The 20,230-nt window shown below is 49.2% G+C and carries 18 protein-coding genes; 6 read left to right on the top strand and 12 right to left on the bottom strand.

The features are described from left to right. Positions 1–66 precede the first annotated feature (66 nt). The gene (gene glyS, locus NY07_RS08625; RefSeq protein ID WP_033538990.1) at positions 67–2,136 is read right to left on the bottom strand and encodes a glycine--tRNA ligase subunit beta; all 2,070 of its coding nucleotides are present in this window, start codon (positions 2,134–2,136) and stop codon (positions 67–69) included. A gap of 12 nt (positions 2,137–2,148) precedes the next feature. Beyond that, positions 2,149–3,054 carry a glycine--tRNA ligase subunit alpha gene (gene glyQ / locus NY07_RS08620; protein ID WP_033538938.1) on the bottom strand — a complete coding sequence of 302 codons (906 nt, stop codon included), beginning with the start codon at positions 3,052–3,054 and terminating at the stop codon, positions 2,149–2,151. Positions 3,055–3,163: 109 nt separating this feature from the next. On the opposite strand from glyQ, the gene NY07_RS08615 reads away from it, so the two are divergent. Next, positions 3,164–3,733: a DNA-3-methyladenine glycosylase I gene (locus NY07_RS08615; protein WP_033538937.1), complete on the top strand. Its 570-nt coding sequence runs from the start codon at positions 3,164–3,166 to the stop codon at positions 3,731–3,733. A 5-nt stretch (positions 3,734–3,738) separates the two neighbouring features. Here the strand turns inward: NY07_RS08615 and NY07_RS08610 are convergent, their stop codons facing one another. From NY07_RS08610 to fadB, 9 genes are all read right to left on the bottom strand, one after another. After that, positions 3,739–4,377 (bottom strand): hypothetical protein, encoded by a 639-nt coding sequence (locus NY07_RS08610; RefSeq protein ID WP_033538936.1) that lies wholly within the window; start codon positions 4,375–4,377, stop codon positions 3,739–3,741. Between the two features lie 236 nt (positions 4,378–4,613). Further along, positions 4,614–7,796 (bottom strand): amidohydrolase family protein, encoded by a 3,183-nt coding sequence (locus NY07_RS08605; protein WP_033538989.1) that lies wholly within the window; start codon positions 7,794–7,796, stop codon positions 4,614–4,616. Between the two features lie 228 nt (positions 7,797–8,024). After that, a complete protein-coding gene (locus tag NY07_RS08600) occupies positions 8,025–8,459 on the bottom strand; it encodes an MOSC domain-containing protein (protein ID WP_033538935.1) in 435 nt (144 codons plus the stop codon). A 177-nt stretch (positions 8,460–8,636) separates the two neighbouring features. After that, a complete protein-coding gene (gene tusA, locus NY07_RS08595) occupies positions 8,637–8,882 on the bottom strand; it encodes a sulfurtransferase TusA (protein ID WP_033538934.1) in 246 nt (81 codons plus the stop codon). A 150-nt stretch (positions 8,883–9,032) separates the two neighbouring features. Then, positions 9,033–10,151, bottom strand: coding sequence for a GGDEF domain-containing protein (locus tag NY07_RS08590; RefSeq protein WP_033538933.1), 1,119 nt, complete (start codon positions 10,149–10,151; stop codon positions 9,033–9,035). A 101-nt stretch (positions 10,152–10,252) separates the two neighbouring features. Beyond that, positions 10,253–10,717 (bottom strand): Cys-tRNA(Pro) deacylase, encoded by a 465-nt coding sequence (gene ybaK, locus NY07_RS08585; RefSeq protein WP_033538932.1) that lies wholly within the window; start codon positions 10,715–10,717, stop codon positions 10,253–10,255. Positions 10,718–10,727: 10 nt separating this feature from the next. Then, positions 10,728–11,189, bottom strand: coding sequence for a GNAT family N-acetyltransferase (locus NY07_RS08580; RefSeq protein WP_033538931.1), 462 nt, complete (start codon positions 11,187–11,189; stop codon positions 10,728–10,730). 170 nt (positions 11,190–11,359) lie between these two features. Further along, positions 11,360–12,523, bottom strand: coding sequence for an acetyl-CoA C-acyltransferase FadA (gene fadA, locus NY07_RS08575; protein ID WP_033538930.1), 1,164 nt, complete (start codon positions 12,521–12,523; stop codon positions 11,360–11,362). 21 nt (positions 12,524–12,544) lie between these two features. Further along, positions 12,545–14,695, bottom strand: a complete 2,151-nt coding sequence (gene fadB, locus NY07_RS08570; RefSeq protein ID WP_033538929.1) for a fatty acid oxidation complex subunit alpha FadB — start codon at positions 14,693–14,695, stop codon at positions 12,545–12,547. A 280-nt stretch (positions 14,696–14,975) separates the two neighbouring features. Between fadB and pepQ the strand changes: the two genes are divergently transcribed. The 4 genes from pepQ (at position 14,976) to hemG (NY07_RS08550) (ending at position 19,049) form a co-directional block, all read left to right on the top strand. Next, entirely contained in the window at positions 14,976–16,298 is a 1,323-nt protein-coding gene (gene pepQ, locus NY07_RS08565) for a Xaa-Pro dipeptidase (protein ID WP_033538928.1), read from the top strand. 13 nt (positions 16,299–16,311) lie between these two features. Beyond that, the gene (locus NY07_RS08560; protein WP_033538988.1) at positions 16,312–16,926 is read left to right on the top strand and encodes a YigZ family protein; all 615 of its coding nucleotides are present in this window, start codon (positions 16,312–16,314) and stop codon (positions 16,924–16,926) included. A 138-nt stretch (positions 16,927–17,064) separates the two neighbouring features. After that, entirely contained in the window at positions 17,065–18,522 is a 1,458-nt protein-coding gene (locus tag NY07_RS08555; RefSeq protein WP_033538927.1) for a TrkH family potassium uptake protein, read from the top strand. Next, positions 18,522–19,049 (top strand): menaquinone-dependent protoporphyrinogen IX dehydrogenase, encoded by a 528-nt coding sequence (gene hemG / locus NY07_RS08550; RefSeq protein WP_033538926.1) that lies wholly within the window; start codon positions 18,522–18,524, stop codon positions 19,047–19,049. The genes NY07_RS08555 and hemG (NY07_RS08550) overlap by 1 nt, the downstream gene beginning before the upstream one ends. 21 nt (positions 19,050–19,070) lie before the next feature. On the opposite strand, the gene NY07_RS08545 is transcribed toward hemG (NY07_RS08550), so the two are convergent. Then, positions 19,071–19,376, bottom strand: a complete 306-nt coding sequence (locus NY07_RS08545) for an ArsR/SmtB family transcription factor (RefSeq protein WP_033538925.1) — start codon at positions 19,374–19,376, stop codon at positions 19,071–19,073. A gap of 274 nt (positions 19,377–19,650) precedes the next feature. Here NY07_RS08545 and hemG (NY07_RS08540) point away from each other — a divergent pair, with 274 nt between their 5' ends. Further along, positions 19,651–20,187, top strand: a complete 537-nt coding sequence (hemG, locus tag NY07_RS08540) for a menaquinone-dependent protoporphyrinogen IX dehydrogenase (RefSeq protein WP_033538987.1) — start codon at positions 19,651–19,653, stop codon at positions 20,185–20,187. The last annotated feature ends 43 nt before the right edge of the window (positions 20,188–20,230 follow it).

Raw genomic sequence — 20,230 nt, 5'->3', positions numbered from 1 at the left:
TATTCCATGTCCGGACATAAAAAAACGCATCCCTGAGGATGCGTTTTTTGTTTCACCGGCAGAGAGTTACTGCAGCAGCGAGATATCGGCGGCGTGCAGGAACTGGGCTCTTAATTTTGCCAGCAGCGCCAGACGGTTTTGCTTGAGTGCTTCGTCATCAGCCATCACCATCACATCTTCGAAGAAGGTGTCGACGCTTTCACGCAGGCTAGCCAGCAGGGCCAGTGCCTGTTGATAATCAGCATTGGCAAACAGGGGCTCAAGCTGAGGTTGTAGCTCGTTAAGCTTGTTGGCCAGAGCTTGTTCGGCGCTCTCTTGTAGCAAACTACTGTCGATATCGCTGGCGATATCACCCTCAACCTTGGCCAGAATGTTGGATACACGCTTGTTGGCAGCGGCCAAAGCGGCAGCTTGTTCCAGGCTTCTGAAGTGGGTAACTGCCTTGATGCGGCTGTCAAAATCGGCTGGCGAGGTTGGACGACGAGCCAATACTGCCAGGATCACATCGACGCTGATGCCTTGATCTTGATACCAGGCGCGGAAACGACCCATCAAGAACTCCAGCACCTGTTCTGCGGTGTCGGCATTGCTGAGGTTATCACCATGAAGCTCTTGTGCCTTGGCAATCAAATCGACCAGGTCTAGTGGTAAATTGTTTTCGACGCAGATACGCAAAATACCGATAGCAGCGCGGCGTAGGGCGAACGGGTCTGCAGCGCCTTTAGGGGCCTGACCAATACCGAAGATACCCACTAAGGTATCGAGCTTTTCAGCCAATGCCACAGAGATAGAGATAGCGGCTGTCGGTACAGTGTCGCCTGAGAATTTCGGCTTGTACTGCTCTTCAAGTGCCAGTGCAACCGCCTCAGTTTCACCGTCCAGGCGAGCATAATGCATGCCCATGGTGCCCTGCAGATCGGTAAACTCCATCACCATGTTGGTCATGAGATCTGACTTAGAGAGCAGGCCGGCGCGTGCTGCCTGTTCGCTGTCGGCGCCAATACCTTGCGCCACAAATGCGGCGAGGGCAGAGATGCGCTCGACTCTGTCTTTGATGGTACCGAGCTGCTGCTGGAAGACCACGGTTTCAAGGCTGGCGAGACGTGATTCCAGACTATGCTTCTTGTCGGTTTCGAAGAAGAATTCGGCGTCGGCAAGGCGTGGGCGAACCACTTTCTCGTTACCCGCGATGATCTGCGCAGGATCTTTCGATTCTATGTTTGTCACGAAGATAAAGTGAGGAAGTAGGGTGCCTGCGTTATCGAATACTGGGAAGTATTTCTGGTCGCCTTTCATGGTGTAGACCAAGGCTTCTGCTGGCACGTCGAGGAACTTCTCTTCGAAGTTAGCGGTGAGAACCACGGGCCACTCGACTAGAGAGGTAACCTCTTCCAGTAGATTCTCATCGATTTCTGCGATACCACCTATGGCGCTGGCTGCCGCTTGGGCATCGGCTTTGATCAGGGCCATACGCGCCTGATAATCAGCCTTTACCTTGCCCTGGGTTTCCAGTGCAGTGAGATAGTTGTCGGCATGATCTAATTCAAAGGTGTCGACACCCATGAAGCGGTGGCCGCGGATGGTGCGCGCCGACTCAATACCCAGTAATTCACCAGGGATCAGCTCGCTGCCCATCAGCATGGTAACTGTATGTACCGGACGAATAAATTGGGTCTTGCTGCTGCCCCAACGCATCGGCTTAGGGATCGGCAGCTTATCTAGGGCGCGCTGTGCCATGTCGGCAACCAGTGACTTGGTTTCAACACCGACCACCTTGGCCTTGTGTAATAACCATTCGCCTTTGTCAGTGGTCAGACGCTCGGCCTGCTCGACTGTGATGCCATTACCACGAGCCCAGCCCATAGCGGCTTTGGTCGGGTTGCCATCGGCATCGAAGGCCTGGGCGATTGCTGGGCCGCGCTTTTCGACGACTTTGTCGGCTTGAGCTGATACCAGGGCATTGATCTTTAATGCCAGACGACGAGGCGCAGCATACCAGGTTGCCGATTCGTAGCTTAATTCAGCCTTCTGTAGCTCTTCTTCAAAATTGGCCAAGAAAGATTCGGCTAAGGTTTTTAGCGATTTTGGCGGTAACTCTTCTGTGCCTACTTCAATGAGTAAGTTTTCAAATTTCATCTTCATATACCTCTACTTACACATTGGGAAGCCGAGTGCTTCACGGGCTTGATAATAGGACTCAGCCACTGACTTGGCCATGGTGCGTACGCGCAGAATGTAACGCTGACGTTCGGTAACCGAAATAGCGTGGCGCGCATCGAGCAGGTTGAAGGCATGCGAGGCTTTCATTACCTGCTCATAGGCAGGCAGGGGAAGTGGCGTTTCTAATGCCAATAGCTCGTTACAGGCCTTCTCGCAATCGTCAAATTGCTTGAACAGCACCTCGACGTTGGCGTGCTCGAAGTTGTAAGTAGATTGCTCGACTTCGTTCTGATGGAACACATCGCCGTACATGATCTTGCCCATAGGACCATCGGTCCAGACTAGATCATAGACACTGTCGACTTCCTGGATATACATAGCCAGACGCTCAAGACCATAGGTGATCTCGCCTGTTACAGGGCTACATTCCAGGCCACCGACCTGTTGGAAGTAGGTGAACTGAGACACTTCCATGCCGTTAAGCCAGACTTCCCAGCCAAGGCCCCAGGCACCGAGAGTTGGGGATTCCCAGTTGTCTTCAACGAAGCGAACATCATGAATGCCCATGTCGACCCCTAGTGCCTCTAGAGAACCTAGGTAGAGTTCTTGGATGTTACTTGGAGAGGGCTTGAGAACCACCTGGAACTGATAGTAGTGCTGCAGGCGGTTAGGGTTTTCACCGTAACGACCATCGGTAGGACGGCGACATGGCTGAACATAGGCGCTGCTCATCGGCTCAGGGCCAAGAGAACGTAAGAATGTCATGGGGTGGAAGGTGCCCGCACCTACTTCCATGTCCAGCGGCTGAACGATGGCGCAACCTTGCTGCGCCCAGTATTCCTGCAGGGTTAAGATGAAACCCTGGAATGTTTTTACGTCATGTTTCGTCGTCATGTCTACTACTGTCGGCTTGTGATAGAAAATGGTTTCGATTATACCTTGTTGAAAAAGGCTTATGTAGGTTATTTTTTACCTTAACGGCGGAAAATTGGGAAAAAACACCATGGATGTAAAGCGTTGTGGCTGGGTTAGCGAAGATCCGCTTTATCAAGCCTATCATGATAAGGTTTGGGGTCGTCCCGTGTATGACAGTAAAGAGCTGTTTGCCAAGCTCTGTCTGGATGGTCAGCAGGCAGGACTCTCCTGGATCACCATACTCAAGAAGCAACAAAATTATGAGGCGGCATTTGCCGATTTTGACCCCTATGTGATCGCTCAGTTTGATGAGGCTAAAGTAGAGGAATTACTACAAAATCCCGGCATAATTCGTAATCGGCTTAAGGTCAATTCCATCATCAAAAATGCCAAGGGATATATCGCTTTTGTCGAGCAGGGCAATGATTTTTCTGAGTTTCTCTGGAGTTTTGTCGGCGGGCAGCCCAAGCTCAATCATTTTCAACGATTGGATCAGCTTCCGGCGCAGACGCCAGAGTCTGAGGCTATGTCAAAGGCATTGAAAAAATTAGGATTTAACTTTGTTGGGCCGACTATCTGCTATGCCTTCATGCAGGCGGTGGGCATGGTGAACGACCACAGCGCCGACTGTTTCTGCTATCAAGATAAGCCTAACTAAGGTGCTTAATAACCTTTAAATCGCATAGTGGACGGGTCATCTGTTTGTAGATAGATGGCCTGAAACAGTGTCTCGCCAGTGTCGAGTTGAGTCTGCTTGATAAATGCATAGTTCTTATCAAATTCACTCAATTTATCAATGCTTTGTTGACTCATTGTGTCGGTTGTCAGGCTTAAGGTGCAGATTCGCCCCGCACAGGCGTATTTTTCACTATATATGGTCTCTTGCAGGTTGGCCAAACTGTCTGCTAATGAAGACTGGCGTTTACTCCCCATCTCGTCCTGGTTTTCCTGGGACTGGATAAGATCGAGATAGTCAGCGAAATCACCGTTAAGTAGTTTTGTAACCTGTTCCCCATCAATAATGTCATTGTCATCTATCATCTGAGCAACGAGTTGTTTCGATGAGGTGATTACCAAAGGTGCCTGATTGTCACTATGGTTATCATCTGATTGTGGTTGTGCGATCCCTTGCTCAGTGGGTAAGGCCTCGCTTGCAAGCGGCTTTGTTTTTTCGCTCGTGGGGCTGTTGGTCTCGGTGGCAAGTTTGTCTTGAGACTGACCATCTTGACGCTCTTCAAAGATCAGGTAGGCAATGGCTGAGAGGCTTAAGAGGAGCAATAAGGTGAATGTGATAGATTTCATCGTTTAAATTCCTTTTCGGTGGGGCTCTTCCGATTGAGCCGAACAGTCGATTAGCTTAGGCTGATTTACCATCAGATGTAAAGATGTGAGACCTGATTCCAATGAAACATAAAAAAGGGTGTTCCACGTGGAACACCCTTTACCTGTTCATAGACTCACTTTTGAATCAATTTAAAATTTTTATGAAATTAAAATTTGTGGCTTATCTTAGCCAGATTTTAAAATTAAAAATTGATCTAAAGTTCGAAGAAAAACGGTTTGCGCTGCGTTTTGTCTCCATTGAGTTGGTTCATCGATTCGGCGTCGAACAACTTGCCGTTCACCATGGTATAAGTCACCCTGTCGGTTACGCGAATATCTTCCAGCGGATTACCATCGATGACGATTAGATCTGCTAACTTACCCGCTTTAATGGAACCTAGCTGGTGATCCATACCAAAGGTCTCTGCTGGATTAATGGTAGCCGTCTTGAGCACTTCCATATTACTCATGCCACCTTGAGCAAACATCCACATCTCCCAGTGGGCAGCTAAACCTTCGCGCTGACCATGGGCACCAATGTTTGGCTTAACGCCGAGCTCGTTGAGTTCATTAGCGACACGGGCAACATTGAAGTGGTTATAGTGACCATCGGGCGCAGTAGGGCGACGCATCGAGCGCGCCTGCAGCAGATCGCCTGGCACATACTTAGATAGGCGCGGGTGAGCCCAGACATCTGTCTTGTCGTACCAATAGTTCTCACCCGAGATGCCGCCATAGGCCACAACCAGTGTTGGGGTGTAGTGAACATCGGTATGGCTCCAGAGCTGTTTTACGTCACTATAAATGGCCCCCGCCGGTAGAGAGTGCTCAACCGTGGTATGGCCATCGGCGATCATGGTGAGGTTATGTTGCAGCAGGCTACCGCCTTCTGGTACCACCATCATCTCCAGTTCTCTGGCCGCAGCAATCACCTGCTGACGCTGGTTACGTCTTGGCTGGTTGTAGCTCTTAACGCTAAAGGCGCCGACCTTCTTGAGGCGTTCCAGGTGGAACTTGGCATCGTCCAAGGAGTCGATGTGAGAGGTGTAGCCCGGCATGTTGGCACCGTAGAGGATTGTGCCGGTAGAGAAGATTCTCGGGCCGACTATCTTGCCAGCCTTCTGCTGCTCAGAGGCGGCGAAGATCTCGGTGGTGTCGTTTGAAGGATCGTGAATGCTCGTCACCCCCAGCGCTAGGTTGGCGTAGAGTTCCCAGTTTTGCTGTGGGATGATCTCATTTTCACCTTGAGAGCCGTGAGCGTGGGCATCGAAAAGTCCTGGCATGATGGTCTTGCCTTTGATGTCGATTACCTGGGCTCCTTTAGGAATCTGGGTGTTGGCATCACCTACGGTAAGGATCTTGTTGTTCTCAACGATGACGATACCATTGTCGATCACCTTGTCATCTTCCATGGTGATCACCTGACCGCCGACAAAGGCAACTGTTCCACGTGGAACATCAGCCTTCTTCTCGAAACCTATTTGGGTGACCTTTGGCTCAACAGAAGATGCCTTTTCATCTGCCTGATAATCGGCATCAACATCCATCTGGTACAGTTCTGGGCCTAAAGTCCAGTAGAGTTGGTCGCTCTTGCCACTCCAGCTGATGCTTTCACCGGCGCGAACACTTAACTGAGTTACTGGCAAATTGTCTGCCTTAGGGCCTATCTCTATGGTTTCGCCATGCTTGGCGAAGGGCGTTACCCAAACCTTGAAACGTTCGGCGAAGGCCAATTGTTTACCATCTGGAGAGACTCTAAATTCGGTGGCATGCTTGCTAGTGTAATGCACCCGCTTCTGGAAACCGTGCAGGTTGATTGAGGCTAGCTGGGGTGTTTCGCCGTAGTCCATGAAGTAGACACGGTCTGATTCGGCGCCAAATTGTGGTTGATAGCCATCAGGAGTGATCTTACGGCTCTCTTTGCCTTTGGTATCGACAACATAAAGGCCAGGCTCTTGTGACCAGGTGCGTGGGGTAATGTTACCGCCTTTGATTTTGCGATAGACCACTTGCTCACCGTCGGGTGAGAAGGTGGGTTCGACATATTTTCCAGGCTCTTGGGTCAAGGTTTTGCTGCGTCCACCTCGTGCATTGATTATGCGAACACTGCCTTGGTTTTCATCGTCCCAAGTAGTGAAGACGATCTTCTTACCGTCGCGAGACCACTGAGGATATAGCTCTCTAATATCGTTATCAAGGTCCGTTAGGCGAGACACCTTTCCATCAGGCAGGCGCTTAACCCATAATTTCCCTAGCGCCTCATAGATAACCTTCTCGCCATCGGGTGACACCTGTGCCATGCGCAGCATCTTAACGTTAAAGCTATCCAGGTCGATATTCTGTTTGAAGCGCACAGAGGGTTGTACAGCAAGCTCAGTTTTGACCTTGAAAGGGATCTCTTTAACTGACTTGCTCTCTACATCTAAGCGATTGATCTTACCACCAGCCCAGAACACCAACTCCTGATTATCGGCAGTCCAGCTCATGGTGGGGTAAACACCATGGATGGCCCAGGTTTCCTGCATATCACGATCTAACTTGTCATACAGCTTGGTTTGCTCGCCCGACTTTAGATCCTGAAGGTATAAGGTCGATTGGAAGCCGTCGCGTTTAATATAGGCCAGCTTAGTTCCATCTGGGCTAGGGGTTGGCCGAATCGCGCCGCCGGTACCCTCAATCAATACCTCTATGTCACCGGTTTGGGTGTCGTAACGTTTGATCTTATAGATGCCTTTGACAGAGTCTTTAGAGTAGTGAAAGGTCTTACCCGGTGTCGCGTCCTGGCTGAAGTAGACATAGCGACCATCGGGTGAGTAGGCCGGTTCACCCAAATCTTTCTGCTCGTTTGGTCGCTCGGTAAGTTTTACTCCTGTGCCGCCGGCAACATGATATAGCCAGACTTCGCCTGCTCCCAGACTACGACTGCCGGTGAAGTGTTTACGACCGATAAGGTATTGAGAGTCTGGGCTCCACGCTGGGCTGTTTAGCAGGCGGAAGGTTTCTTTGGTGACAGGGCGAGGGTTGCTGCCATCGGCATTCATCACCCAGATATTGTCTCCGCCATCTTCATCTGACGTAAAAGCGATATATTTACCATCTGGGCTGTAGACGGGTTGCATCTGCCAGGCGATGCCTTGGGCTAAGGGTTTGGCTTCGCCACCTTCGATAGGCATCTGATAGATATCGCCTAAGAGGTCGAACACTATATGTTTGCCGTCTGGACTGACACTGACGTTCATCCAGGTACCTTCAGTGACATCAATTTTCACCTGCTCTAACGGCGCATTTGCCGGAGCATTGACTTGCCAGCTTGGGGTATCAGTTTCTGTGGCCCAGCTCGGTAGCGAAAAGCTTAGAACGATTGCCGCGCATAGAGGTGTGATTTTTTGTTTTAGCATAGGAGTTCCCAGTTTCATTATTATCCTTAGTTGGGTGCTTAACACGAATACAGAGGGGAGTGTATACAATCAGCGTTAGTTATCGCATAAATTTGATAACAGTAAAACCTAAATTCTGTGACATTTAGTGAATGTAATGACAGTTATAGCGGATCGTGGTGAGCGCAAAGAGAAAACTAGGCAGCCTAAGAAAGGCTGCCGGCAGAAAGGGCTTTGTTGCGCCGAATGCTAGAGGGTGACGGTATCACCGATACTTATTTCGGCATCATTGAGAACGCGGCAGGTTACGCCGCCACGCCAGTCTGGGCGTAAGGCAGCTTCTAATCCTTGGCTGACTTTTTCCATCTTCTTACAGGGATCTGTCTCGCCAGTGATCTCTAGCTGCAACGCGCCGATCTGAATGATTTTACCCTTGTCCTGTGGACCGAAATTGATGCCATCTATGAGTAGATTGGCTCTGCGGGCTGTCCAGGGGAGATCGACACCTAAGTCATTGCAGGCCTGCATCCACTGGTGGGATGAAAGCAGGGTGACTTGCCGTTTGCCTGGTTTACCAAAAACGTCCTGTGCGACTCCTGTACTTGTAGTCACTAATGCCGCCGAGGTTTCAAGCATTGGACCACCCTTTACAACCCTGTAGCTAATGCCTTGTAAACTTGCCATCTTATCTCAATCCTTTTGAAAGCCGACTCTCAGTGTAAACTGCGACTCAAACTGCTGGCAAGCGCTATCGGTGGGACTAATCCGGGGGGACTAAGCCTATGGCAAACACTGGGTGTAAGTTACAGCAGAGCGTCTGCGAAGGGGATAGAAGAGTGGTTAGCTGTTAAGGTTAGCGGATCAGAGCCCTTTTTTGATCAGATAGCGATAGGGCGTCGATTCGGTCTGGCTCGCAATCAGGGTGTGGTCCATAAATTCGCAGAAGCTTGGGATGTCCCTTGTCGTGGCCGGGTCGTCAGCGATGATTAACAAGGTTTCGCCCTCGCTCATCTTACGGACAGACTTTCTCACCATCATGACAGGCTCTGGACAACGCAACCCAAGGGCATCGAGTTGGTGTTGTGCTTGTGCAAAGGGATCGCTCATATCATAAACCTTAACTGGTGTGAGACCTGGTTAAACAGAAGGGACTAATATTACGCTAGCCACACCGTTGTGCCAAGTTGCGTTCAGGATTTTGTGAGCTATTACTAATAGGGATAAATCATAGCGAAGCGTTTCACGTGGAACATTGGATTAACGTTTTATTGAATCCAATTTCACGAGGTTCTTTTTGTCTGTACTTGCCGGTATAGATTTCAAGTTTCGTTTATGTTGATACATTTTGCTGTCTGCAAGGTTAATTATTTCGCTGGCTTCCATATAGTGTTGTGGGCCAGTATCTACGATCCCATAACTGAGCGTCACAGGAACCAACTCTTGTTTAAGTTTTTTTTCTAACCTGACTATAAATTCATTTTGAACGTCTGTTGCATTACAGTTTGGTAATACAATACAAAACTCATCTCCACCGTAACGGAAGCAACAATCTTCTCCTCGTACCGCGCTTGCAATAATTTTGGCAATATTTTGCAGAATATTATCGCCAGCCTGATGTCCTTGAGTGTCGTTTATCTTTTTGAAATCATTGATATCAATATAACAGATACTAACGGGCTCTAATCGACGCTGTGCTGCTCTAAGAATTCTGGTTACTATCTCATTTAGATGACGTACGTTTAGTAATCCTGTAAGCGGGTCTGTACGTGATAATTCTTCAAGTTGTTGGGTTCGCTCTTTTACTTTTGTCTCCATGTTGTTGGCATATGTCTCAGCTTTTTGTTTTGCCGTTTCTATTTCTGATACTAGGCTTCTGATGTAAGTGTCGAAAACCAGGCTAACGTCGAAGAGGATTAATTTGTCGAGAGCGAGTATAACGGCTTCAGCTTTAGCCGGATCTTTTTTAAAGGCCTTATTTATATTCTTATTAATTAAATTTTTAAGGGTATGTACTGCGGATAGATAGAGCTTGGGTTCAACTCCGATACGCTTATGTACTAGGCCTATTCTCAATCGATTATTAACATATTCGAGATCGTATTCCCCTAGAAATAAATCTTGTACATATCGCTTTTGTGCAGCCCGCAGACGCTCTAAAGTGTCTGAGTCACCAATTAATAAGGCTATCTCAGACACATCAGTTTGCATCGAGTAAAACTCTTCGACAATATCATCGATATATAATTGAATAGTTGGCCGGCAAGACGCTAATAGTTTGGTATCTTGTGTTGTAAGAAGAAAAAGTGATTTACGAAACTCTATTTCTAGTTCGGTAATCCGCATCTGTTCAAAAAGAGTTTGATTAGTTTGATTCATTCCAACTCCATTTGCTATGAATGTATCTATCAATAATTTTAAATTGCACTTAAGTTTTTATAGTATAGCTAACTTAACGTTGGATGAAGTTGTTTCCTTGTCTATGTCAAATCTACCATTGTTGCATGAGTTAAAGCTTGTAGATCTTGGGGCGAGAGTTGGATATCTAAGCCGCGACGGCCGCCACTGACGTAAATGGATTCTAGAGTTTCTGCGCTGGTATGGATAAAGGTGGCTAGGCGTTTTTTTTGACCGATAGGGCTGACGCCGCCGAGAACATAACCTGTAGAACGTTGCACCTTGTCCGGAGCTGCCATAGCCGCTTTTTTTGCCTTTGCGGCCTTGGCCAGCTGTTTCATATTTAGCTTTTTATCGACAGGGATGATGGCCACAACGAGAGCGCCACTATCGAGCTCGGCTACTAAGGTTTTAAATACTTGATCTGTGGGTAAATTAAGTTTCTCTGCCGCTTCGAGACCATAGGCGCTTGCACTGACATCATGTTGATATTCATGTATTTTGTAGACTATTTTAGCCTTGTCTAACGTTTTGGTAGCGGGTGTCATGGATCTCTCTTTACAGGTTTTTGGCCATTACATTAATTGTGAGGTCACAGTAGCTTAGTGTAGCGACAATTTGCCAGCCTAGGTTGTGATAGAGGGCGAGGTTTTTCGCTTCCGTTTGTAGGTAGAGTGTCTTAACGTTAAGGCTGGCTGCATAGTCTTGTGCCTCGCGGACCAGCTTGGTCGCCACTCCTTTTCCCCTGTGTTGCTCCACCACATAGATGCCTCCTAGCCAGACGCTATCAGAGGGATAGTTACTGTTCTCTTGGTATCTTAATTGTATGGCTCCAATGGGTTGGTGTTCATCCTGCGCGAGCCAAAGCTGTGGAATTCCCTGATATTGCAAGTATTGACCCAGGCTGTGAACCTGTTCGGACTGGGTTCGATTGCTGCCCAGGTGCCCCCACTCATTGTGATACCAGTAGCCGAGTTGATCGATCGCCTCTGGTTGCTCTATCAGCTTTATGATCTTCACTGCTCATTTTGCCTTAACCGGGTTAACTCTAGTCGATACTACAGCAGTGGGAATTAAGATAAAGGTATACAGGGGGATAGGTAATGCTTTTCGGTTTGTGGTTTCACGTGAAACAAAAAAATGGAGCGACAGAGCCGCTCCATTTTTAACGCTAAAGGGTAAGGGAAGCGTTAAACGCGTTCAAATACCGTCGCGATACCTTGGCCAAGACCGATACACATAGTTGCCAGACCTAGGCTCGCATCTTTGCTTTCCATCAGGTTGATCAGTGTGGTCGAGATACGTGCGCCTGAACAACCCAGTGGGTGGCCCAGCGCGATGGCGCCACCATTGAGGTTCACTTTCTCGTCTACCAGATCCATCAGGCCAAGATCTTTTACGCAAGGCAGTGACTGCGCGGCGAAGGCTTCGTTTAGCTCGATAACATCCATATCTGCAATGGTGAGGCCTGCACGCTGCAGTGCCTTTTGAGTCGCCGGAACCGGGCCATAGCCCATAATAGCCGCATCACAACCAGCTACGGCCATGGAGCGAATACGGGCGCGAATCGGCAGACCTAAGGCCTTGGCCTTTTCTTCTTCCATCACTAACATGGCTGATGCGCCGTCAGACAGTGCCGAAGAGGTGCCTGCGGTGACTGTGCCGTTGGCTGGGTCGAAGACAGGGCGCAGTGCCGCTAAAGACTCTAGCGAGGTTTCTGGGCGAATCACTTCATCGTGCATCACCTTGATCAGCGCGCCGTTGGCGTCATGACCTTCGATAGCATGGATCTCGCTGGCGAAGCGTCCTTCGAGAGTTGCCGCGTGGGCGCGTTGGTGCGAGCGTACGGCAAATTCATCTTGCTGCTGACGCGTGATGCCATGCATCTTGCCCAGCATCTCGGCGGTGAGTCCCATCATGCCCGAGGCTTTGGCGACATTGTTGGCCAGGCCTGGGTGGAAGTCGACACCATGATTCATCGGGACGTGACCCATATGCTCGACACCGCCAACAATAAAGGTATCGCCCATGCCTGTCATGATGGCGCGAGCCGCCTGATGGATGGCTTCCATCGAAGAACCACACAGGCGGTTTACCGTGACAGCGCCGGCTTGCTTAGGTATACCCGCCAGTAGCGCTGAGTTACGTGCAATGTTGAAGCCCTGTTCCAGCGTCTGTTGTACACAGCCCCAGATAACGTCTTCTATGGTGTTGGGATCGAGCTGAGGGTTACGCACCAATAGGGCCTTCATCAGCTCGGCAGACAATGTCTCTGCGCGTACGTTTCTAAATACTCCCGCCTTAGAGCGGCCCATGGGAGTACGGATGCAATCTACAATAACTGCTTGTTTCATTATTCTATTCCTTCCGGGTGATTAGGCTGGGTAGTAACTGCCGTTGTTGGCAGCCAGTTCACGCATCTTGTCTGTCACCTGATACAGGCCGCCTAGATGGGCGTACTTGTCCGCTAGGGCGACAAAGTTGGCAACACCTAAGGTGTCTAGATAGCGGAACACACCTCCTCTAAATGGAGGGAAACCGAGTCCGTAAACCAGTCCCATGTCGGCTTCGGCCGGCGAGGCGATAATACCTTCTTCCAGACAACGAACCGTTTCGATGATCATAGGGATCATGGTGCGTGCGATGATCTCATCACTGCTAAATTCTTTCAGCTCACCAAAGGCGTTGCCCAGCAATTCATAGCTTAGAGGATCAACGTCTTTCTTTGGCTTACCGCGGCGATCGACTGAATATTGATAGAAGCCTTTGCTATTCTTTTGACCGAATCGCTCTGCTTCGAACATCACGTCGATAGCATCTTTACCCTGTTTGGCCATTCTGTCAGGGAAACCTTCGGCCATCACAGCTTGTGCATGGTGACCTGTGTCCAGACCAACCACATCCAGCAGATAAGCTGGGCCCATTGGCCAGCCGAACTGCTTCTCCATTACCTTGTCGATGGCTGCGAAATCAGCGCCATCCTCTAGCAAGCCACTGAAGCCAGCGAAGTAGGGGAAGAGTACTCGGTTGACGAAGAAACCTGGGCAATCGTTGACCACGATAGGCGTCTTACCCATCTTGGCGGCGTAAGCGACCACTGAGGCGATGGTTTCATCTGAGCTATGCTCACCGCGAATTACCTCAACCAGCGGCATTTTGTGGACCGGGTTGAAGAAGTGCATACCACAGAAGCGCTCGGGCTTTTGCAGGCTCTTGGCCAGTAGGTTGATGGAGATGGTCGAGGTGTTCGAAGTGATGATGGCATCTTCGCCCACGACTTGCTCTACTTCGGCCAATACGCTTGATTTCACTTTAGGGTGTTCAACCACGGCTTCAACGACAACGTCGGCCTTTTTAAGCGCGTTATAATCCAGTGTCGCTGTAATATTGTTTAGCACGCCCGCCATCTTAGCTGGGGTAGAGCGACCACGGTTGATCTGCGCCGTAAGCAGTTTAGCGGCTTCGCCCAGACCAAGATCTAACGCGGCCTGATTAATATCTTTCATCACAATGGGGGTGCCTTTGCTCGCACTCTGATAGGCGATGCCGCCACCCATAATACCTGCACCCAATACTGCTGCCGAGTTTACCGCCTGTGCTTGTTTAGCTGCCTTCTTCGCCTTACCTTTAACCAGCTGGTCGTTTAGGAAGATACCGATAAGTGCCTTGGCCACATCTGTCTTGGCGAGCTTGATAAAGGCTTGATGCTCAACCTGCAGCGCCTGGGCGCGTTCACTGGTGGCCGCCTTTTCGATAACATCCACAGCCGCCATAGGCGCGGGATAATGTTTGCCAGCGACTTTGAATACCATGCCTTTGGCGGTAGCAAAAGACATCATGGCTTCCAGTTTCGGCAGCGTAAGCGGTGACAGCTTGCGCTGGCGACGCGCTTGCCAATCGATCTTCTCGTTGATGGCATCATGTAGCATCTGCAGTGCTGCACTTTCCAGTGCTTCAGGGGCGACAACCGCGTCGATGGCGCCAACCTTAAGGGCTGACTCAGGGCGTTGATCTTTACCTGTGGTGATCCACTCCAGGGCGTTGTCGGCACCGATTAGGCGAGGCAGACGCACGGTACCGCCAAAACCTGGGATGATGCCTAGTTTGGTCTCAGGCAGACCGATTCGAGCCGTTGTATCTGCGATACGTAGGTCGGTTGCTAGGATAGTTTCGCAGCCGCCGCCCAGGGCAAAGCCTTTGATAGCCGAGATGGTAGGGAACGGCAGATCTTCTAATTTATTGAATACCTTGTTGGCATCTTCGAGCCAGCCAAGTAGCACACTGTCTTCCTGTGCAAAAAGTCCTAAGAACTCTGTGATATCGGCGCCTACGATGAAGGCGTCTTTACCCGAGGTGAGCATCAGCCCTTTGACCTCTTGGGTTTGCTTTAGGGCATCGAGTGCGTCGCTTAGCGCATTGAGGGTTTCTCTATCAAACTTGTTGACTGAGCCCTCGGCGTTAAAACAGAGCCGAGCGATATTGTCTTCAAGTAATTCCACTTGAATCGTAGGACTTTGGTAGATCATTGCTTGCTTCCTTATTGCTTATAAGAGCGCCACCTACTATTGGGTTTTTATCTTGTAGGTATAATCTCTATCTTACAGCAGGCCATCATTTGACCAGTTGCTGCTCAGTGTGCGTCTAAATCAACTAAATTTCAACACCCAATTTAAACACTTGTTTAATTTTGTTCCATTAGGGGGATTTTTGCCCTTTATGTTAGACTCACTAGATCATAGTCTCTGTGCTAAAAACAGGTCCTTTTTAGCTAAAAAGGTGCCGCAGAAGAATAACAGGAAGCCTAATATGGAAAACTTAGCCCCCCTCTATCCCGCCCATATCGCCGAGCTAAATCGACGCGTTGCCGAGATCACAGCAAGAGAGCAGCTAGCTGGCTTAGTGATACATTCAGGGCAGCCCCATCGTCAGTTTCTCGATGATCTGGATTACCCTTTCAAGGTCAATCCGCATTTCAAGGCCTGGCTTCCTGTTATCGATAACCCCCACTGCTGGTTGGTGGTGAATGGTCGCGATAAGCCACAACTGATCTTTTATCGTCCAGTGGACTTTTGGCACAAGGTTGCCGATTTTCCCGATGCTTTTTGGATCTCAGAGGTAGAGATTAAGCTGCTGACCAAGGCCGATAAAGTGGCCGAGTTGCTGCCAGACAATATTCAGGATTGGGGCTACATAGGTGAGCATTTGGATGTTGCCGAGGTGCTCGGTTTTACCTCCCGCAATCCAGAGTCGGTGATGAGTTATCTTCACTATCACAGAGCCACAAAGACACAATATGAGCTGGCTTGTATGCGCCGCGCGAGTGAGATTGGCGTGCGTGGTCATGTTGCGGCAAAAGATGCCTTCTATGGCGGCGGTAGTGAGTTTGAGATCCAGCGGGCCTATCTGGCGGCGACAGATATGGGTGAGAATGATGTGCCCTACGGCAATATTATCGCCTTAAACCAAAATGCAGCCATATTGCATTATACGGCGCTCGAGCATCAGTCGCCTAAGCAGCGACTGTCATTTCTAATTGATGCCGGTGGGAGTTTCCATGGCTATGCCTCGGACATTACCCGTACCTATGCTTTTGAGAAAAACCTGTTTGGTGATCTGATTGCCGCCATGGATAAGCTGCAGTTGGCCATCATAGATATGATGCGCCCTGGCGTGAAATATGTGGATCTTCACTTAGCTACCCACGACAAACTGGCGCAGTTGCTGCTCGATTTCAAGCTGGCTAACGGTGAAAAGCAAGCCTTGATAGAGCAGGGTGTAACCAGCGCCTTCTTCCCCCATGGACTCGGGCATATGCTGGGCTTGCAGGTGCATGATATGGGTGGCTTCTTGCATGATGAGCGTGGTACTCATATTGCCCCACCTGAGGCTCATCCGTTTCTGCGTTGTACCAGAACCTTGGCGGCCAACCAAGTGCTGACCATAGAGCCTGGATTTTACATCATCGACAGCCTGCTTAACGAGTTAAGACAGGATGGCCGCGGTAATCTGATTAACTGGCAAACGGTCGATCTGATACGTCCATTTGGCGGTATACGTATCGAAGACAACGTGATTGTTCATAGCGATCACAATGAAAATATGACTCGCGATCTGGGTCTGCAAGGATAAAAGGTAAGGGTTGTTGAGCGAGAGTTATCCTATTCCGGCCGAGCCGATCACCATAGAAGAAGAGATAAAGCATAGCCGCTTTATCTCTTTTCTATTTCACTGTCCATCGGAAGAATCGCTGAAGTGTGCACTCACTAACATTAAGGCGCTATACCCTGGAGCAAATCACTATTGCTATGCTTTTATCGCAGGTGCGCCTGACAATAACGTGGCCATGGGCAGTAGTGATGATGGCGAGCCCTCAGGTAGTGCTGGGCGTCCCATGTTGGCCACGCTGCAAGGGGCTCACATGGGAGAGATTGGTGCCATCGTTGTACGCTATTTTGGTGGCACTAAGTTGGGAGTGGGCGGTTTAGTACGGGCCTATAGCTCGGGGATAAAACAGGGACTTACTCAGCTGCAAACTGAGATCAAGCTGATCCGCTATCCGGGTCGCCTCGTATGTGACTATCACCAACTCAAAGATGTAGAACACTTTCTGCAACTGTGTGAGGCAGAGGTGAATGATAAAGTGTTTACCGATAAGGTGACATTGACCTTTGAAATGCCAAAAGCGATGCAGGCACGATTCAATCGTGAGCTGGCGACGTTAAGTCAGGGCCGATTAGAGGCGGATTTCGCCGATTAGCGCTGGTCTAGTTCAAGGCTTTCGGTAAATATTTTCCTTTTGGCGATACGGACCCAATAAATTTTATACAACAGCGTGGTTAAACTATGCGAGAATGCGCAAGTGCGTCATCGCTAACGGAATAATAAAAACGCCCTAATGCAATATAGAACCATTATAAGAATTACAGGCCTCTTGATGGGGTTGTTTTCTTTGTCGCTTCTGCCGCCAGCGCTGGTTGCCGTGATCTACAAAGATGGCGGTGGTACCGCCTTTCTTCAAGCCTTTGTTCTCAGCTTGTTGCTTGGTTTTGTGTTCTGGTATCCCAATCGTCGCCACAAGAAAGATCTGCGTACCCGAGAAGGCTTTTTGTTGGTGGTGCTTTTCTGGGGCGTACTGGGATCTATAGGTGCCGTGCCTTTTATCTTTTCCAGCCAACCCGATCTCTCGTTAACAGATAGCTTTTTCGAATCGTTTTCCGCATTAACCACCACAGGGGCAACGGTTTTAGTTGGCCTGGACAGTTTACCTAAGGCTATTCTCTTCTACCGCCATCTACTTCAGTGGCTCGGTGGCATGGGGATCATTGTATTGGCGGTGGCGATCTTGCCAGTACTCGGTATTGGCGGGATGCAGCTCTATAGAGCGGAGATCCCTGGGCCTGTAAAAGACAGTAAGATGACGCCGCGGATCGCCGAGACCGCTAAGGCGCTCTGGTACATCTATCTTGCCTTGACCATCGCCTGTGCCTTTGCCTATTGGATTGCGGGTATGGATGTGTTTGATGCCATCTGTCACTCTTTTTCGACCATTGCCATCGGCGGTTTCTCGACCCATGATGCCAGCATGGGCTACTTTGATAGCACGGCGATCAACATGGTGTGTGTGGTGTTCTTGTTGATTGCAGCGCTGAATTTCAGCCTGCACTTTGCCGCCTTTACCCGCCGGGGCATTAATCTTAAGGTTTATTTTCGAGACGCCGAATTTAAGGCCTTGATTGTGATTCAGCTGGCGCTGACGCTGATCTGTTTTGGCACACTTTATCAGTCCGGTATTTATGACAGCGCCGAGGAGACATTTGACTTTGCCCTGTTCCAGGCGGTTTCTATCTCTACCACTGCCGGTTTTGGCACAGAAAGCTTTCATATGTGGCCGCTATTTCTGCCCATGTTATTGATATTCTCTAGTTTCATTGGGGGATGTGGCGGTTCAACTGCGGGTGGTATCAAGGTGATGCGGATGATATTACTCTTGTTACAGGGCTCCCGTGAACTGAAACGCCTGGTGCACCCAAGAGGCATGTTTTCGATACGTATTAGTGGCAAGGCCTTGCCCGATAGGGTTATCGATGCCGTGTGGGGGTTCTTCTCTGCCTATGCCCTCGTTTTTGTGGTTTGTATGTTGATCCTGATGGCGCTGGGCATGGATAATATTACGGCTTTTAGTGCCACGGCGGCTTGTTTGAATAACCTGGGGCCAGGGCTCGGCGAGGTGGCCAGCAACTATGCCAGTATCGGTGATGGTGAGAAGTGGGTGCTGGTGGTGGCCATGCTATTCGGGCGGCTGGAAGTGTTTACCTTATTGGTGTTGTTTACGCCGACTTTTTGGAAGAATTAATGAGTCGTACCCTAATTATATATTCGACCGTAGATGGTCAGACGAAAGCCATCTGTGATCAGATTGCCGAGCAGTGCAAGTCTGATACTCAACTGGTAACCATGGTCAGCCTGGAAGAGGCGCAGTCGGTTAACCTTTCCTATTTTGATAAGGTCATCATAGGGGCCAGTATACGTTATGGTAAACACAGACCTGAACTGTTCCAGTATGTGAATCGTCACAGAGCCGTGCTTAACAGTAAGAAGAACGCCTTCTTTACTGTGAATGTGGTGGCCAGAAAGCCAGAGAAAAACACGCCAGAAACCAACCCTTATATGAAGAAATTTTTGCAGCTGTCATTATGGCAGCCGCAGCAACTTGGGGTGTTTGCTGGCAAGATCGATTACCCCAAATATCGCTTCTTCGATAAGTTTATGATCCGTTTTATCATGTGGATCACTAAAGGCCCGACAGATACTTCAGGTACCTTCGAGTTTACCGATTGGGACAAGGTGCGGGAATTTGCGAAAGCCTTTAGCGAGCGTTAAAGGCTTTCTATTTCGCAAGGGCTATGCGCAGTAGCGCTTGTAGAGAATCGAAATCACCTCGGTGACTTGCTCGTTCTTCAGCGTGTAGTAGACGATCTGTGAACTCTTACGAGTGGCGACCAGATCTTCGGCGCGCAATACCGCCAGGTGTTGTGACAGTGCAGACTGGCTCAAGGGCACGTTTTCATTTAGCTGAGTAACGCTAAGTTCATTATCGAGCAGCTGGCATAAGATCATCAATCTATATGGATTTGCTATCGCTTTAAGCCATTTTGCTGCGCTTTGAGCATTGGTGACCATTGCATTTACATCAATATCTTTTTGCATACGGCAACTCTCTATGTACTCTTTTAATTAGATGATTCTAATTGAATTAGGAAGTGGAAGCAATGATACTTAGCACGGATTGATAACTCAAACCTACGCCGACTCGTGTCTTATGTGAATTGCTCTATATTTTGCGTCTATTTTACCTTGAGTAAAATATCTAATTGGTGGTGTATTTCACAAAATCCTTAACTAAATTGTGATCCAATTTGATGTTTCTGCGGCACTTTACTGCAACAATGTGGTTATCTTTTCCGATACAGATGAGTCGTTTATGGCTTCAGTACTAATTGTTTACTATTCTCGCGGTGGCCATACGGCCAAGATAGCCCAGGCGATGGCGACGCACTTGAGTGGGTTAGGCCACAGCTGTGATGCCATGCGTATTGGCGAGTTCGACAGTATTGATTGGGGTAAGTATGACTATGTCGCTCTAGGGGCCTGTGTACTTTACGGTAGTTATCATAAGTCTGTGTTTGAATTTGCTACTCGTTATCAGGCTGAATTGGCGGCCAAACCCAACAGTTTCTTTAGTGTAAACGTAGTCGCGCGCAATCCTGAGAAGCGAGTGCCAGAGAACAACAAGTATCTGCAGAAGTTTATCGAACTCTCACCCTGGAAACCCTATGACGTTAAGGTGATTGCCGGTAAGGTGGATTATCCCTCCTGGCGTTGGTATGACAGATGGATGATTCAGCTGATCATGAAGATCACCGACGGCCCGACCGATCCGAAAGCCGTTATCGATTACACTGACTGGGATGACGTCAAGGTGTACGCCGAACATCTGCTGACTCTGAAAGCCAAATAGTATTGATAGCGTCAGAGGTGGTTTACCACCTCTGTACGATCTT

This window comes from Shewanella sp. ECSMB14101, assembly GCF_000773485.1.
GTDB lineage: Bacteria > Pseudomonadota > Gammaproteobacteria > Enterobacterales > Shewanellaceae > Shewanella > Shewanella marisflavi.
The sequence above is the reverse complement of the archived record's forward strand: the minus strand, read 5'-3'. Positions and strand labels throughout refer to the sequence as shown.

Bases quoted from the DNA above. Each gene is read 5' to 3' on its own strand.
- fadA (WP_033538930.1), bottom strand. From the start codon at position 12,523: ATGAAACAAGCAGTTATTGTAGATTGCATCCGTACTCCCATGGGCCGC.
- glyQ (WP_033538938.1), bottom strand. From the start codon at position 3,054: ATGACGACGAAACATGACGTAAAAACATTCCAGGGTTTCATCTTAACC.
- fadB (WP_033538929.1), bottom strand. From the start codon at position 14,695: ATGATCTACCAAAGTCCTACGATTCAAGTGGAATTACTTGAAGACAAT.
- pepQ (WP_033538928.1), top strand. From the start codon at position 14,976: ATGGAAAACTTAGCCCCCCTCTATCCCGCCCATATCGCCGAGCTAAAT.
- hemG (WP_033538987.1), top strand. From the start codon at position 19,651: ATGGCTTCAGTACTAATTGTTTACTATTCTCGCGGTGGCCATACGGCC.
- NY07_RS08615 (WP_033538937.1), top strand. From the start codon at position 3,164: ATGGATGTAAAGCGTTGTGGCTGGGTTAGCGAAGATCCGCTTTATCAA.
- tusA (WP_033538934.1), bottom strand. From the start codon at position 8,882: ATGAGCGATCCCTTTGCACAAGCACAACACCAACTCGATGCCCTTGGG.
- hemG (WP_033538926.1), top strand. From the start codon at position 18,522: ATGAGTCGTACCCTAATTATATATTCGACCGTAGATGGTCAGACGAAA.
- glyS (WP_033538990.1), bottom strand. From the start codon at position 2,136: ATGAAATTTGAAAACTTACTCATTGAAGTAGGCACAGAAGAGTTACCG.
- NY07_RS08590 (WP_033538933.1), bottom strand. From the start codon at position 10,151: ATGAATCAAACTAATCAAACTCTTTTTGAACAGATGCGGATTACCGAA.
- NY07_RS08605 (WP_033538989.1), bottom strand. From the start codon at position 7,796: ATGCTAAAACAAAAAATCACACCTCTATGCGCGGCAATCGTTCTAAGC.
- NY07_RS08610 (WP_033538936.1), bottom strand. From the start codon at position 4,377: ATGAAATCTATCACATTCACCTTATTGCTCCTCTTAAGCCTCTCAGCC.
- NY07_RS08600 (WP_033538935.1), bottom strand. From the start codon at position 8,459: ATGGCAAGTTTACAAGGCATTAGCTACAGGGTTGTAAAGGGTGGTCCA.
- NY07_RS08555 (WP_033538927.1), top strand. From the start codon at position 17,065: ATGCAATATAGAACCATTATAAGAATTACAGGCCTCTTGATGGGGTTG.
- ybaK (WP_033538932.1), bottom strand. From the start codon at position 10,717: ATGACACCCGCTACCAAAACGTTAGACAAGGCTAAAATAGTCTACAAA.
- NY07_RS08545 (WP_033538925.1), bottom strand. From the start codon at position 19,376: ATGCAAAAAGATATTGATGTAAATGCAATGGTCACCAATGCTCAAAGC.